Source organism: Kitasatospora sp. NPDC058218 (assembly GCF_042882445.1).
Taxonomy (GTDB): domain Bacteria; phylum Actinomycetota; class Actinomycetes; order Streptomycetales; family Streptomycetaceae; genus Kitasatospora.
On the sequence record NZ_JBHVWC010000009.1, the window covers coordinates 134011 to 148647 of the forward strand.

A 14637-nucleotide genomic window follows, 5' to 3' on the forward strand; every position below is an offset into this window, starting at 1 on the left:
CGGCCCGGGCGGTGCCGTTCGCGGGCGTAGCGTCGGCGGTGAGAGAGCGGCCCTGCTCCATGTGGGGGATGCCGGGGCCGCTCCGCCGCCCCGGCGGCCGACTGGTGGGGGAGGGGCGCGCGAGCAACGCCGCGCGCCCCTATCACCCGATCGGCCCCGGCCGGCCCGTCGCCGGCCTCCGGCACTCAGCCCCCGCCCGTGCTCCCCGACTGCCGCGGCAGCGCCAGCACCACCGTGTCGGCGAACTCCCGCACGGCACTGGTCCGGCTGACGATCCGCCCGCTGTGCACCACCAGCCGGCTGTGACCGCCCGCGAGCGCCCCCGCCAGGCTGTCCCCGCGCACCGCCAGCAGCTCCGCCGGGAACCCGGCGTCCACCCGGACCGGCGGCAGTCCGAGTGCCGCCCGGGCCTGGTTGGCCACCGCGTCGTACGCCGCCTCCAGGTCCAGCATCCCGCTCGCCGCCAGCAGGTACGCGGCCTCCAGCGGATCGGCCCGGCCCACCGGGTTGGCCGGGTCGCGCAGCGAGCCGCTGCCCGCCGAGAGCGGTACCCGGGCCTGTGCCAGCTCCCGCAGCAGCCCCGGCCGCATCCCGGCGGCCCGGCCCTCCAACCCGCTGCAGCAGCCGTTCTGCGGCAGGCAGACCACCCGGGCGCCACTGCTGGCCAGCACCGTCGCGCCGCCCGGTGCCAGCGCCCCGCACGGGCCGAGCACCACCCGGGGCCGCAGCGGGGCGAGGGCGCTCGCCAGCCGGGCCAGCTGGGCCGCGTCGGCCCCCGTGGTGTGCAGGTCCACCCCGCAGTCCGCGTCCCGGGCGGCCTCCAGCAGCACCTGGACGTAGCCGGCCGGGTCCGGGTCCAGCTCCGGGCAGCCGCCGGCCGCCGTGGCGCCCAGTTTGAGCGCGTCGCGCAGCTGGGCCCGGCCGTCCGCGCCCGCCCGGCCGGTGAGCAGCCGGGGCATCGCGACCGCCTGCAGTTCGGCCAGGCCGCGCAGCGCCTGCCGGGCGGTGAGCACCGCCTCCAGCCGGCGCAGCCCGTGCACGTCACCGATCCGGACGTGGGTGCGCTGCGCGGTGGCGCCGTAGCCGAGCGAGGCGAGCGCGGCCTCGGTGACCCGGCGGGTGAGGTCGCCAGAGGTCTCCGGCGGGGGCGTGGGCAGCGCGGCGGAGAAGGCGACGTCGTAGTGGGCGTGCACCTCGGCGGGGGCCGGCAGCAGCAGGTAGCCCTTGAGGTCGATCCGGGCGCCGGTGGTGGCCGTGGGGGCGCCGGGCAGGGCGGGCAGCGGGCCGAGGCTGCCGGTGGTGCCGACGGCCTGGATCCGGTCGCCGCTGATCCGCACGTCCACCACCCGGCCGTCGGCGAGCCGGGCGTCGGTGAGCAGTAGTACGGGGCCGTGCCCCAGCGGGTTGGCGGCCGGGCCGGACCCGGAGTGCGGCCCGTCGGAGGGTGCGCTGTCCATCGCCCGGTTCCTCCTCGCGCTGGCCCGTGCAGATCCCCGGCCGTCCCGATCAATGAGCGACGAGCCTATGGCGCGGGGGCACGTGGTGCGGGGAGGCGGGCAATAGTCGTATCGGGTCGGGCCGCGTCCCGCGGAGGCGGTTCGAACACCCGGCCTTCGATCGCCCGCCCGTGCACCTCGCCCACCTGCGGTCTTCGCGCCGGGATACGGATTTCACCTCTGGGCGCGGAACGTGTAATCTCTTCCTCGTTCGCCCCTATAGCTCAGTCGGTAGAGCGTCTCCATGGTAAGGAGAAGGTCTGCGGTTCGATTCCGCATGGGGGCTCTGGTGAGAAGGAGTCAGCTTCGGCTGTGCTCCGGATCACTGTGGCGGTGTAGCTCAGTTGGTAGAGCAAGCGGCTCATAATCGCTGTGTCACCGGTTCAAGTCCGGTCACCGCTACCCCGCGTAGTCGGTCGGGAGATCGCACTCCCGGTCGGCTACTCTTGTCGTGTTCTTATTCATTGTCCAAGGAAGGCACTCCCGTGGCTGCCACCGATGTCCGCCCGAAGATCACGCTGGCCTGCGTGGAGTGCAAGGAGCGGAACTACATCACCAAGAAGAACCGGCGTAACGACCCGGACCGTCTTGAGATGAAGAAGCACTGCCCCCGCTGCAACTCGCACACCGCGCACCGCGAGACCCGCTGACCCTGTCGCGTGTCTCCGGGCCTGTGTGACTACAGGTCTACGACTCCGGGCCGTACCCCTCACAGGGTGCGGCCCGGAGTCTTTTCGTCATTCACCGCGCTCTTGAGGAGCTGCCATGGCACTCGACCCCTCCTTCATCGGGCGGACCTACCCGCCCACCGAGCCCTACGAGGTCGGCCGGGAGAAGATCCGCGAGTTCGCCCTCGCCGTGGGCGACGCCAATCCGGCGTACACCGACCCGGAGGCCGCCAAGGCGTTCGGCCACCCGGACGTCATCGCCCCGCCGACCTTCCCCTTCGTGCTCACCTACCGGGCCGCCGGTCAGGTGGTCGAGGACCCGCAGCTGGGCCTGGACTACAGCCGCGTGGTGCACGGCGACCAGAAGTTCGCCTACACCCGCCCGGTGCGGGCCGGCGACCGGCTCTCGGTCGCCGTGACCATCGACAACATCAAGTCGCTCGCGGGCAACGACGTGCTCACGGTGCGCGGCGAGGTGACGGACGAGACCGGCGAGCACGTGGTGACGTCGGTCATGACCCTGGTGGCCCGGGCCGCCGACGAAGCGGGGGAGTGAACACGATGGCGATCAGCTACGACGAGGTCGCGGTCGGCACCGAGCTGCCGGCGCAGTCCTTCCCCGTGACGCGCGCCACGTTGGTGCAGTACGCGGGCGCCTCCGGGGACTTCAACCCGATCCACTGGAACGAGAAGTTCGCCCTGGAGGTCGGCCTGCCCGAGGTCATCGCGCACGGCATGTTCACCATGGCCGAGGCGATCCGGGTGGTCACCGACTGGGTCGGCGACCCGGGCGCGGTGGTCGAGTACGGCGTGCGCTTCACCCGGCCGGTGATGGTGCCCAACGACGGCGTCGGCTCCGTGATCGAGGTCACGGCCAAGGTCGCCAAGCTGCTGGAGGACCGCAGGGTGCAGGTCGACCTGCTGGCGACCTACGGCGGCCAGAAGGTGCTGGGCATGTCCCGCGCCGTCGTCCGGCTGGCCTGAGGCCGCCGGTCCGTACCGGTGAAGGACGGCGGGGAGGGGCGGACCGGCCCCTCCCCGTACGCTGGGGGCGTGCTGGTAGAACTCGACGCCCCCCTCGCCCCGCTGACCACCCTGCGGCTCGGCGGTCCCGCCCGCCGGCTGGTGACCGCGCAGACCGATGAGGACGTGATCACCACCGTCCGGGAGGCCGACGCGGCCGGCGAGCCCCTGCTGGTCCTCGGCGGCGGCTCCAACCTGGTGATCGGCGACGCCGGCTTCGCCGGGACGGTGCTGCGGATCGCCACCACCGGCTTCGTGCTCGACGGCACCACCCTGGAACTGGCCGCCGGCGAGGTCTGGGCCGGGGCCGTGGCCCGGACGGTGGACGAGGGCCTGGCCGGGATCGAGTTCCTGGCCGGCATCCCCGGTTCGGCCGGCGCCACGCCGGTCCAGAACGTGGGCGCCTACGGCCAGGAGGTCGCGCAGTCCGTCACCGAGGTGGTCGCCTACGACCGCCGGGCCGGTGAGACGGTGACCCTCTCCAACGCCGAGTGCGAGTTCTCCTACCGGCACAGCCGCTTCAAGGCCGACCCGGACCGCTACGTCGTCCTGCGGGTCCGCTTCGGTCTGCGGGACGCCGGCGGGCTCTCCACCCCGGTCGCCTACGCCGAGACGGCCCGGCACCTGGGCGTCGAGCAGGGCGAGGCCGTCGGGCTGCGCGAGGCCCACGACGCCGTGCTGCGGCTGCGCGCCGGCAAGGGCATGGTGCTCGACCCGGCCGACCACGACACCTGGTCGGCGGGCTCCTTCTTCACCAACCCGGTGCTGACCGCGGAGCAGTACGACGCCTTCCTGGCGCTGGCCGCCGAGCGCGAGCTCACCGCCCCCGCCTACCCGGCGGCGGACGGCCGGACCAAGACCTCGGCGGCCTGGCTGATCGACAAGGCCGGCTTCGGCAAGGGCTACGGCAGCGGCCCGGCCACCCTCTCCACCAAGCACACCCTGGCCCTGACCAACCGCGGCGCGGCCACCGCCGAGGACCTGCTGGCGCTGGCCCGCGAGATCCGCGACGGCGTCCGGGCGGCGTTCGGGGTGGACCTGGTCAACGAGCCGGTCATGGTGGGCGTCAAGCTCTAGCCGGTCGTCAGGCCGGGGCGCCGGCGTCCCCCGACCAGGTGTCGATGTCCGCCAGCAGCTCCTTCCGGACGCTGTCCGGTGCGCGCGAGCCGCGCACCGACTGGCGGGCCAGCTCGGCGAGTTCGGCGTCGGAGAAACCCAGCACGTCGCGGGCCAGGTCGTACTGGGCGGCCAGCCGGGTGCCGAACAGCAGCGGGTCGTCGGCGCCCAGCGCCAGCGGCACGCCCGCGTCGAACAGCCGGCGCAGCGGGACGTCCTCGGCCCGCTCGTAGACGCCCAGCGAGACGTTGGACGACGGGCAGACCTCGCAGGTGATCTGGCGGTCGGCCAGCCGCTGCATCAGCCGGGGGTCCTCGGCGGCCCGGACACCGTGGCCGATCCGGCCCGCGCCCAGGTCGTCCAGGCAGTCCCGGACCGACTCCGGCCCGGCCAGTTCGCCGCCGTGCGGGGCGGCCAGCAGCCCGCCCCTGCGGGCGATGTCGAAGGCCCGGTCGAAGTCCCGGGCGAGGCCGCGCCGCTCGTCGTTGGAGAGGCCGAAGCCGACCACACCCCGGTCGGCGTAGCGGACGGCGAGCCGGGCCAGCGTCCGGGCGTCCATCGGGGACTTCATCCGGTTGGCCGCTACCAGCACCCGGATGCCGACGCCGGTGGCCTCGGCGGCCTGCTCCACCGCGTCCAGGATCAGCTCCAGGGCGGGGATCAGCCCCCCGAGCCGGGGCGCGTACGAGGTCGGGTCGACCTGGATCTCCAGCCAGCGCGAGCCGTCGCGCCGTTCGTCCTCGGCGGTCTCCAGGACCAGCCGGCGGATGTCGGACTCGTCGCGCAGCACCGAGCGGGCCGTGTCGTAGAGGCGCTGGAAGCGGAACCAGCCGCGTTCGTCGGTTGCCCGCAGCCGGGGCGGTTCGGCGGAGCTGAGCGCCTCCGGCAGCCGGACGCCGTGCTTGTCGGCCAGCTCCAGCAGGGTGGCGGGGCGCATCGAGCCGGTGAAGTGCAGGTGGAGGTGGGCCTTGGGGAGGTCCCTGACGTCTCGCGGATTTGGCAGGCGTTCCATTCGCCGATACTGCCGCATCGGGCCCCGATACGGGAACCGCCCCCTTCACGTCCCCCGAAGGGGTGAAAAGGGGGCGGCCGCGGCGGATCGGACCGTCAGGCGGTCGCCTCGCCGAGCAGCTTCTGCATCCGGCCGGCGCCCTCGACCAGGTCGGTGTCGCCCAGCGCGTAGGACAGCCGCAGGTAGCCCGGGGTGCCGAAGGCCTCGCCGGGAACGACCGCGACCTCGACCTCGTCCAGGATCAGGGTGGCCAGCTCGGCGGAGCTCTGCGGGCGCTTGCCGCGGATCTCCTTGCCCAGCAGGCCCTTGACCGACGGGTAGACGTAGAACGCGCCCTCGGGCTCGGGGCAGACGACGCCCTCGATCTCGTTCAGCATCTTGACGATGGTCCTGCGGCGCCGGTCGAAGGCGGTGCGCATCTCGTGCACGGCGGCGAGGTCGCCGCTGACGGCGGCGAGGGCGGCGCGCTGCGCGACGTTGGAGACGTTCGAGGTGGCGTGCGACTGCAGGTTGGTCGCGGCCTTGATCACGTCCTTGGGGCCGATCACCCAGCCCACCCGCCAGCCGGTCATGGCGTAGGTCTTGGCCACGCCGTTGACCACGATGGTCTTGTCCGCGAGCGCGGGCAGCAGCGCCGGCAGCGAGGTGAACTTCGCGTCGCCGTAGACCAGGTGCTCGTAGATCTCGTCGGTCAGCACCCAGAGGCCGTGCTCCAGCGCCCACTCGCCGATGGCCCGGGCCTCGGCCTCGGTGTAGACCGCGCCGGTCGGGTTGGACGGCGAGACGAAGAGCACCACCTTGGTGTTCTCGGTGCGGGCGGCCTCCAGCTGCTCGACCGAGACCTTGTAGCCGGTGGTCTCGTCGGCCACGACCTCCACCGGTACGCCGCCGGCCAGCTGGACCGACTCCGGGTAGGTCGTCCAGTACGGGGCCGGGACGATGACCTCGTCGCCCGGGTCGAGGATCGCGGCGAACGCCTCGTAGATCGCCTGCTTGCCGCCGTTGGTCACCAGCACCTGGGAGGCGTCCACCTGGTAGCCGGAGTCGCGCAGCGTCTTGGCGGCGATCGCGGCCTTCAGCTCCGGCAGACCGCCGGCCGGGGTGTAGCGGTGGTTCTTCGGGTCACGGCAGGCATCGACGGCCGCCTCGACGATGTAGTCCGGGGTGGGGAAGTCCGGCTCGCCGGCGCCGAAGCCGATGACCGGCCGGCCGGCCGCCTTGAGGGCCTTGGCCTTGGCGTCCACGGCGAGGGTCGCGGACTCGGCGATCGCGCCGATCCGGGCGGAGACCCGGCGGTCGGCGGGGCGGACGGAACTGTCGGGCTGCGGGGTGGAAGCGCTCATGCCTGCATGGTCGCAGAACCGGGACGGACCGGGCATGGGGGTTTCACCATATGTACGGGCTCGTCCACATGGCGGCCAGGACCTGGTCCGGTCGGTGGTCGGTCGTGAAAGAAGAGGTTCGACCAAACGCCCCTCGACCACGTACACTCACTCCTCGACGGCCACCGAGAAGCCACAGCTTCCACTGCCTGTGCATGCAGCAGCGGGAGATGCGGTAGGTTGGTGGTCGCTACAGGAGCCGTAAGGCACCGTAGGGCAATAGCTCAATTGGTAGAGCACCGGTCTCCAAAACCGGCGGTTGGGGGTTCAAGTCCCTCTTGCCCTGCTGCTTGATCCGTATTCAGCCCGTTCGCTCCACAGAGCGAGCGGGCTTGATGCGGAGAGGGCACCGAACAGCACCGCTTTAGCCGGCCGCTCGTGCCCTGTCGGGCACGCAGGTGATGCTCGGCAGGACCCGGATTCAGGTGAGGACGAGTGACGGAGACCACGGGCTCCACCGCAACGCCTGAGAGCGGCAACCCCGAGGGTGCCGACGGCGCTGACGAGACCACGCCCGTCGAGGGCGACGGCAAGGGATCGCGCCGCGACCGCAAGCGGGCGGGCCGCGCGGACAAGAAGTCCGGCAAGCGCGCCAAGAAGGGCGTCTTCGCCCGGCTCGCGCTGTTCTACCGCCAGATCATCGCGGAGCTGCGCAAGGTCGTCTGGCCCTCCCGCAACGAGCTGGTCAACTACACCACAGTGGTGGTCGTGTTCGTCGTGGTCGTGATGGCGTTCGTCGCCGGCCTCGACTACGGCTTCTCGAAGCTCAGTCTCTGGGTCTTCGGCTGACCGAGCGGTCCCACCTTCGAAACAGCTTCCCGACCCGGGCCGATTCTTCGGCCCGGGTCGAGCTGTCGGCGCCGGACGTACGAGGCCGCTACCGTTGACTCGGTACTGTTGAAGTCTCCGAGGCATCTCCTGGCGCCCGCGTGAAGCGGAGCGGCGCCGGAGCGGTCCCGGAGCGCGCCACCTTCACCATCTCCAGGAAAGAAGCAGCCACCGTGTCTGAGTCCCCCCTGTACGACGCCGACGAGACCGTCCGCGAGGCGGATGTCGCCGCCGAGCCGGACGCGGCCGAGCTGGCTGACGTCGAGGCCGCCGAGCAGATCGTGGACGCCGCGGACAGCGACGAGGACGAGGTCGCGGCGGACGACGAGGCCGAGGCCGGCGAGCCCGCCGAGGAGGCCGCGCTGCACGAGGAGTCCGACGAGGAGCTCGCCGCCGAGGAGCTCGCCGCCGAGACCGCCGAGGCCGAGGACGAGGACGACGAGGCTGCGGACGAGGCCGAGGTCGAGGCCGAGGCCGAGGAGGCCGTCGAGGTCGACCCGGTCGCCAAGTTCCGCGAGGACCTGCGCTTCATGCCCGGCGAGTGGTACGTGATCCACACCTACGCCGGCTACGAGAACCGGGTGAAGCAGAACCTGGAGCAGCGCGCGGTCTCCCTCAACGTCGAGGAGTACATCTTCCAGGCCGAGGTGCCGCAGGAGGAGGTCGTCCAGATCAAGAACGGCGACCGCAAGACCATCCGCCAGAACAAGCTCCCCGGCTACGTCCTGGTGCGCATGGACCTCACCCCGGAGTCCTGGGGCGTCGTGCGCAACACCCCCGGTGTCACCGGCTTCGTCGGCAACGCCTACGACCCGTACCCGCTGACCCTGGACGAGGTCGTCAAGATGCTCGCCCCGGACGTCGAGCGCCAGGCGGCCAAGGACGCCGGCAAGCCCTCGCCGGTCAAGCCGAGCGAGATCCAGGTCCTGGACTTCGAGGTCGGCGACTCGGTCACCGTCACCGACGGTCCCTTCGCCACCCTGCAGGCGACCATCAACGAGATCAACCCGGACTCGAAGAAGGTCAAGGGCCTGGTCGAGATCTTCGGTCGCGAGACCCCGGTCGAGCTCTCCTTCGACCAGATCCAGAAGAACTAGCACGGCCGGAAGAACGCGTACGAGTCTTCGGTATCGGGGCGGGGCTTCGGCTCCGCCCCGAAACCGTTTTGGTCCAGCGGCGCATCCGCGTTAGCCTGGTCCGATGTGTGTGCTGGCGGTCGGGTGTCGCCCCGGCCCGGCACGCACCAGCAATCACCTCTCGGAAGGACCCGGAGAGAAATGCCTCCCAAGAAGAAGAAGGTCACGGGGCTTATCAAGCTCCAGATCAACGCCGGTGCGGCCAACCCGGCGCCGCCGGTCGGCCCCGCGCTGGGCCAGCACGGCGTCAACATCATGGAGTTCTGCAAGGCCTACAACGCTGCGACCGAGTCGCAGCGCGGCATGATCGTGCCGGTGGAGATCACGGTCTACGACGACCGCTCCTTCACCTTCATCACGAAGACGCCGCCGGCCGCGCGCCTCATCCTGAAGGCCGCGGGCGTGGACAAGGGCTCGGCGGAGCCGCACAAGACCAAGGTCGCCAAGCTCACGGCCGCCCAGGTCCGCGAGATCGCCACGGTCAAGCTCCCCGACCTGAACGCCAACGACCTGGACGCCGCGTCGAAGATCATCGCCGGCACCGCCCGGTCGATGGGCATCACGGTCGAGGGCTGATCACCCTTCTCGTCCATGTGGTAGGGCCAGCGCGGCCCGTCCATACCACGACTCCATTCCCCATTCAGGAGCAGCAGTGAAGCGCAGCAAGGCTCTGAAGGCCGCGGACGCACAGGTCGACCGCGACCGCCTTTACGCCCCCCTCGAGGCCATCCGCCTCGCCAAGGCGACCAGCACCTCCAAGTTCGACGGCACCGTCGAGGTCGCCATGCGTCTGGGCGTCGACCCGCGCAAGGCCGACCAGATGGTCCGCAGCACCGTGATCCTCCCGCACGGCACCGGTAAGACCGCTCGGGTCCTGGTCTTCGCGACCGGCGAGCGTGCCGAGGCCGCGCGTGCTGCGGGCGCCGACATCGTCGGCTCCGACGAGCTCATCGACGAGGTCGCCAAGGGCCGCCTCGACTTCGACGCCGTCGTCGCCACCCCGGACCTCATGGGCAAGGTCGGCCGCCTGGGCCGCGTGCTCGGTCCCCGTGGCCTGATGCCGAACCCGAAGACCGGCACCGTGACCCCGGACGTGGCCAAGGCCGTGAACGAGATCAAGGGCGGCAAGATCGAGTTCCGCGTCGACAAGCACTCGAACCTGCACTTCATCATCGGTAAGGCCTCCTTCACCGACGTGCAGCTGGTCGAGAACTACGCCGCCGCGCTGGACGAGGTGCTCCGCGCCAAGCCGTCCGCCGCCAAGGGTCGCTACATCAAGAAGACCGCGATCAGCACCACGATCGGCCCCGGCATCCTGGTGGACCCGAACCGTACCCGCAACCTCCTGGTCGAGGAGGACCCGGCCGCCGTCTGAGCCCCGAGCTCCGACCGGTAGCCGCGTCCTGGGCGCAGCAGTAGTCCGCACGACGGGCCCGTACCCCTCACCGGGGGTGCGGGCCCGTCGTCGTGTCCGGATCGAGATCCGGGGCGGTGGGGAACTCCCGGGCGGGTCGTCGTACGCTCGGCCGGTCCGATCATCCGATCGACGCGTGACCGCAGCCGACCGCCGGAGTGTGCCGTGCCGCCCGCCCTTCGCCCCGCCGCCTGGGGGGCGGCCCTCCTGGTGCTCGCCAGCGGCCTCACCGCGTGCAGCCTGCTGGCGGTCTCGGGCGACCGCACCCCGCAGGGCACGCCCGCGACCGTCCGGCCCCCGAAACAGGTGCTGCTCGCGGCCGCGCAGACGCTGGACGACACCGGCGGCGCGCACGTCGAGGTGGTCGAGGAGAGCCCGGCCGGTCGGCGGACCGCCACCGGCACGGTGTTCTGGGGAGCCCGGGAGGCGGCCGAGCTGACCGTCACCGACGAGCGGGGCACCGGCCGGCTGCACAGCCAGGACGGCACGCTCGACCTCGGGTACGAGGGGGCGGCGTCGATGCGGGCCGAGCGGGCCGAGGCCGAGTCGCTCGACCCGCGGGCCGCCCGGGGAGCGGGCGGCTACGCGGGCGGCTGGATGTCCGGCCTGGTCTCCAACCCGGGCGACGCGGTGCACGGCATGGCGCTGGCCGGCCGGCTCACCTCGCTCGGCGGGGAACAGCTGGCCGGCGGCATCGTGGCGCACTACCGGGGCAGCGCGTCGGTGGCCGAGTTCTTCGCGGTCGACCAGGGCCTCACCCCCGAGCGGCTCGCGGTGGTGCTCGGGTACTACCGCGAGCGCGGGGTCGCCGCCATCGGCTACGACTTCTGGGTCGCGCCCGGCGACCGCCTGCTCCGGCTGCGCGCCACCGCGGAGGGCAGCGCCGGAACCGTGGTCACCACGACGGACGTCTCCGACCCAGGGGCGAGCACCGAGGGCCCGGCCCCGGCGGAGTAGGCGGGGCCGCTTCCGTCCGGTGGGGCAGGGGCCCGGCGATCCATTAGAGTCCGCTGGGTATTTTCTGATGATCGGTCAATGGGGGGATCCTTTATGCGCGCTCTGCGCCTTGCGTCCGTCGCCGTCGCGGCGGCCGTCCTGTCCGGCGGGCTCTCGGCCTGCAGCAGCGGTGGCGGTACCGGTGGCACGGCGGACACCAAGGCCGCCGGGGACGCGATCGCCGGCAAGGTGGCCGACCTCGACCCCCGGGCGGCGCTGGCCGCGTCGGCCGCGGTGATGCAGCGGGCCGGCAACGGCTCGCTCACGGTGAGCACCGAGAGCGACACCCTGACCGGCGCCGGCGACTGGCGCCAGCAGACCGTCGTCGACCTGGCCGGCAAGGACAAGGCGAGCACCAAGGTGCGGGTGCTGGGCGACGACGTCTACCTCGGCGGCGGCCCCGAGACCACGGTCGTGCTGGGCGGGCGGCACTGGGCCAAGGTCGGCCCGAAGGACCCGATCGTCGGCTCGATGTCGGTGCTGTTCCTGTCCATGGCGCAGATGACCAACCCCGTCCTCCAGCTGTCGGCGGCGGCCCAGGGCGGCAAGCTCACCAAGGTCGGCACCGAGACGGTGGGCGGGGCCCAGGCCACCCACTTCCGGGCCGTCGAGGACACCGCGAAGCTGGCCGAGAGCCTGACCATGCTCGGCGGTGACCAGCGCGCGGCCGTCCAGCAGACGCTCACCGCCGGCGGCAGCACGCTGACCGTGGACTTCTGGATCAACGCCGGGCAGCAGCTCGTCCAGCTCAAGGAGTACGGCGACAAGGGCGGCGAGGCCTCGGCCGTCACCGTCACATACGCGGGCCTCGGCGCCGCGCCCAAGATCGAGGCGCCGGCCGCGGGCGACATCGGCTCGGGTGCCGACCTCGCCAAGGGCTTCAAGTTCTGAGCCGATCCGGGCCGTCCGTTCCGGTGGCCGGACGGGGCCGATCCGGGCCGGTCGCGGGCGGGCCGTCCGGGGTCACCGGCGCCTGAGCGGCCGACCGGGCCGCGGAGCCCGGCGCCGCGGCCGACGGGGCCGAGGTGACGGAGTTCGGCCGACACCGCCCGGGAGGCCGAGGGGGCGCCGCCGGTCGACCGGGCCCCTGGTGGCATGGTGGCTGGGACAGCGCGCCCGCGACGGCGCGGTCGAGGACGGCGCGGCCCGCAGCGGGACCGTCGCGGTGGTGACCGGACAGGAAGGGGAGGGGGCATGGCGGTGCGGCAGCGACTGGCGGCCATGACGGCCGCGGTGCTCCTGGCGAGCGGTCTCACGGCGTGCGGAAGCGGCGGGAGCGCGACGCCGACGCCCTCCGGCGTTCCGACGTCGACCAGCGCCGCCCCGACCGGGCCGGCCAAGCCCACCGACCGGTCGCCGCACGGCGTCCTGCTCTCCGCCCAGCTCGCCATGCAGACCGCCCGCCGGGCCAAGGTCAGCTACCGGCTGGGGTCGGACGCCGGCACCGGCCCGCTGTTCTGGCAGCCGAAGACCGCGCTCCAGGTCAAACGTTCCACCCCGGCCGAGGCCGAGCAGCTGATCGTCGTGGACACCGTGGCGTACCAGGGCGGTGACGCGGCCACCGCGGCCCGACTGGGCGGCAAGCACTGGGAGCGCTTCTCCGGGGCGCCGAGCGCGGACGGCCACCGGGAGATCCCGTACGCCGGGCTGATCGACCTGCTCAACCCGGTCGAGGCGCTGGCCGCCGCGACCGCCGACGGCGTCGAGGCGCAGTTCGTCGGCGAGGAGAAGTTCGAGGACTCGACGGTCGAGCACTACCGGGTCTCCACCGACGCGGAGCGGTACGCGGCCGCGCAGGTCCAGCTGAGCCAGGCCCGCCGGGACGGCCTGCGGGCCGCGCTGGCCCCCGGCGGGTCGGTCTCGCTGACCCTCGACCTGTGGCTGAACGAGAAGGACCAGCTGGTCAGGCTGCAGCGGACCGGCACCGGGGAGAGCGGCCGGACGGACGACGCGGTGCTCTACAGCGACTTCGCCGGCAGCATCTCGGTGCAGGCACCGGCGGAGGCGGACACCGTGGACGCGGGCACCCGCAGCGTCTCCCCGCTGGCCCGCTGACGGTCGCGGGTGGGCGATTTGCCCCGGACGGCGGAGTCCGGCTAGTGTTACCGAAGCCAAAGACCGCTGGTTGTCACCGTGCGCTCGCAAGGGACGCGGAGGCCGAAGGATCTGCGATTCGTCGCAGGCAGCCCGCGCAGGATTGTTTGGAGCTTGGACTTCCGGGGCCTCGTGTTCGCACGCGGACCTGTCGAGGTCGAACTGAGCCCCGTGCGCCTGCGCACCGGGGCTCATCTGCTTTTCCGCAGGAGCTTTCCTTCGTCCGGTGGTCCGAGGCTCGAATGGTCGACTTTCGCGGTCGGCCCGACTTCGACATCACGGAAGGAGGCGTAAGCCTATGGCTAGGCCCGACAAGGCTGCCGCCGTCGCCGAGATCACGGAGCAGTTCCGTGCCTCGAACGCGGCCGTGCTGACCGAGTACCGCGGTCTGACGGTGAAGCAGGTTAAGACCCTGCGTCGCTCGCTGGGTGACAACGCCCAGTACGCCGTGGTGAAGAACACGCTGACCAAGATTGCGGCCAATGAGGCCGGGATCACGGAGCTCGACGACCTGTTCGCCGGTCCGACGGCTGTCGCCTTCGTCACCGGTGACCCGGTGGAGTCGGCGAAGGCTCTGCGTGACTTCGCCAAGGAGAACCCCGCTCTCATCATCAAGGGCGGTGTCCTTGACGGTAAGGCGCTGACCGCCGATGAGATCAAGAAGCTCGCGGACCTCGAGTCCCGCGAGGTGCTGCTCGCCAAGCTGGCCGGCGCTCTGAAGGGCAAGCAGTCCCAGGCTGCCGCGCTCTTCCAGGCCCTGCCGTCGAAGCTCGTCCGCACTGTGGACGCGCTGCGCGACAAGGTCGAGCAGGGCGGTGCCGGTACGCCGGCTCCCGCCGCCGAGGACGAGGCCGCGGAGTAATTCCGCAGGCTCACGCCTCGCTGCGGGCCCGTACGCCCGCCAACCCGTACATACGGCACCACCTGCCGAATTAGTGGAAGGACGCCAATCATGGCGAAGCTGACCCAGGACGAGCTGCTCGCGCAGTTCGAGGAGCTCACCCTCATCGAGCTCGCCGCCTTCGTGAAGGCGTTCGAGGAGAAGTTCGACGTCACCGCTGCCGCTCCGGTCGCCGTCGGCGTTGCCGGCCCGGCCGTCGCCGCTGAGGCCGTTGAGGAGCAGGACGAGTTCGACGTCATCCTCGAGGGTGCCGGCGACAAGAAGATCCAGGTCATCAAGGAGGTGCGCACCCTGACCTCCCTCGGCCTGAAGGAGGCCAAGGACCTCGTTGACACCGCTGGTGCCAAGGTCCTGGAGAAGGTTGCCAAGGACGTTGCCGAGAAGGCCAAGGCTGCCCTCGAGGCCGCTGGCGCCAAGGTCACCGTCAAGTGACTTCTCTCCGGCCCTGAGGGTCGGGAGGCAACCTCACGCCCTCACTGAGGGCGAAGGATGCCAGAGGCCGGGCCGATCACCCTTGTGGGTGGTCGGCCCGGCCTTTTCGCGTTTCCGGCCGCGGGCGGCACGGAGGGCC

The 14637-nt window shown here is 71.9% G+C and carries 16 protein-coding genes and 3 tRNA genes; 16 read left to right on the plus strand and 3 right to left on the minus strand.

Annotated elements, in window-relative coordinates; all coding sequences use genetic code 11:
* Positions 1–185 precede the first annotated feature (185 nt).
* On the minus strand, positions 186–1457 hold the full coding sequence (locus tag ACFVYI_RS08130; RefSeq protein WP_387882311.1) for a hydrolase: 1272 nt from the start codon (positions 1455–1457) through the stop codon (positions 186–188).
* 252 nt (positions 1458–1709) lie between these two features.
* Between ACFVYI_RS08130 and ACFVYI_RS08135 the strand changes: the two genes are divergently transcribed.
* From ACFVYI_RS08135 to ACFVYI_RS08160, 6 genes are all read left to right on the plus strand, one after another.
* Positions 1710–1782, plus strand: a tRNA-Thr gene (locus ACFVYI_RS08135).
* 43 nt (positions 1783–1825) lie between these two features.
* A tRNA-Met gene (locus ACFVYI_RS08140) sits at positions 1826–1898 on the plus strand.
* An 83-nt stretch (positions 1899–1981) separates the two neighbouring features.
* Positions 1982–2146: a 50S ribosomal protein L33 gene (rpmG, locus tag ACFVYI_RS08145; protein ID WP_006604855.1), complete on the plus strand. Its 165-nt coding sequence runs from the start codon at positions 1982–1984 to the stop codon at positions 2144–2146.
* 115 nt (positions 2147–2261) lie between these two features.
* Positions 2262–2720, plus strand: a complete 459-nt coding sequence (locus ACFVYI_RS08150) for a MaoC family dehydratase N-terminal domain-containing protein (protein ID WP_360630363.1) — start codon at positions 2262–2264, stop codon at positions 2718–2720.
* A gap of 5 nt (positions 2721–2725) precedes the next feature.
* Positions 2726–3148: a MaoC family dehydratase gene (locus ACFVYI_RS08155; protein ID WP_387882312.1), complete on the plus strand. Its 423-nt coding sequence runs from the start codon at positions 2726–2728 to the stop codon at positions 3146–3148.
* Between the two features lie 69 nt (positions 3149–3217).
* Entirely contained in the window at positions 3218–4264 is a 1047-nt protein-coding gene (locus ACFVYI_RS08160) for a UDP-N-acetylmuramate dehydrogenase (protein ID WP_387882313.1), read from the plus strand.
* Between the two features lie 7 nt (positions 4265–4271).
* On the opposite strand, the gene ACFVYI_RS08165 is transcribed toward ACFVYI_RS08160, so the two are convergent.
* Together ACFVYI_RS08165 and ACFVYI_RS08170 are read right to left on the minus strand one after the other, a co-directional pair.
* On the minus strand, positions 4272–5315 hold the full coding sequence (locus tag ACFVYI_RS08165; protein ID WP_387882314.1) for an adenosine deaminase: 1044 nt from the start codon (positions 5313–5315) through the stop codon (positions 4272–4274).
* 95 nt (positions 5316–5410) lie between these two features.
* Positions 5411–6658 (minus strand): pyridoxal phosphate-dependent aminotransferase, encoded by a 1248-nt coding sequence (locus ACFVYI_RS08170; protein ID WP_387882315.1) that lies wholly within the window; start codon positions 6656–6658, stop codon positions 5411–5413.
* Between the two features lie 252 nt (positions 6659–6910).
* Between ACFVYI_RS08170 and ACFVYI_RS08175 the strand changes: the two genes are divergently transcribed.
* From ACFVYI_RS08175 to rplL, 10 genes are all read left to right on the plus strand, one after another.
* Positions 6911–6983, plus strand: a tRNA-Trp gene (locus ACFVYI_RS08175).
* A gap of 149 nt (positions 6984–7132) precedes the next feature.
* On the plus strand, positions 7133–7486 hold the full coding sequence (gene secE / locus ACFVYI_RS08180) for a preprotein translocase subunit SecE (RefSeq protein ID WP_387882316.1): 354 nt from the start codon (positions 7133–7135) through the stop codon (positions 7484–7486).
* 212 nt (positions 7487–7698) lie between these two features.
* A complete protein-coding gene (gene nusG / locus ACFVYI_RS08185) occupies positions 7699–8622 on the plus strand; it encodes a transcription termination/antitermination protein NusG (protein ID WP_387882317.1) in 924 nt (307 codons plus the stop codon).
* A 180-nt stretch (positions 8623–8802) separates the two neighbouring features.
* On the plus strand, positions 8803–9237 hold the full coding sequence (gene rplK / locus ACFVYI_RS08190; protein WP_148644356.1) for a 50S ribosomal protein L11: 435 nt from the start codon (positions 8803–8805) through the stop codon (positions 9235–9237).
* Positions 9238–9313: 76 nt separating this feature from the next.
* A complete protein-coding gene (gene rplA / locus ACFVYI_RS08195; RefSeq protein ID WP_387882318.1) occupies positions 9314–10036 on the plus strand; it encodes a 50S ribosomal protein L1 in 723 nt (240 codons plus the stop codon).
* Between the two features lie 204 nt (positions 10037–10240).
* Positions 10241–11032, plus strand: coding sequence for a hypothetical protein (locus ACFVYI_RS08200; protein WP_387882319.1), 792 nt, complete (start codon positions 10241–10243; stop codon positions 11030–11032).
* A 93-nt stretch (positions 11033–11125) separates the two neighbouring features.
* Positions 11126–11962 carry a hypothetical protein gene (locus ACFVYI_RS08205; RefSeq protein WP_387882320.1) on the plus strand — a complete coding sequence of 279 codons (837 nt, stop codon included), beginning with the start codon at positions 11126–11128 and terminating at the stop codon, positions 11960–11962.
* A 303-nt stretch (positions 11963–12265) separates the two neighbouring features.
* Entirely contained in the window at positions 12266–13126 is an 861-nt protein-coding gene (locus tag ACFVYI_RS08210) for a hypothetical protein (protein ID WP_387882321.1), read from the plus strand.
* Between the two features lie 337 nt (positions 13127–13463).
* Complete coding sequence (gene rplJ, locus ACFVYI_RS08215; RefSeq protein WP_359803449.1) at positions 13464–14027, plus strand: 50S ribosomal protein L10; 564 nt, start codon at positions 13464–13466, stop codon at positions 14025–14027.
* A gap of 90 nt (positions 14028–14117) precedes the next feature.
* The gene (gene rplL / locus ACFVYI_RS08220) at positions 14118–14498 is read left to right on the plus strand and encodes a 50S ribosomal protein L7/L12 (RefSeq protein ID WP_387882322.1); all 381 of its coding nucleotides are present in this window, start codon (positions 14118–14120) and stop codon (positions 14496–14498) included.
* Positions 14499–14637 lie beyond the last annotated feature (139 nt).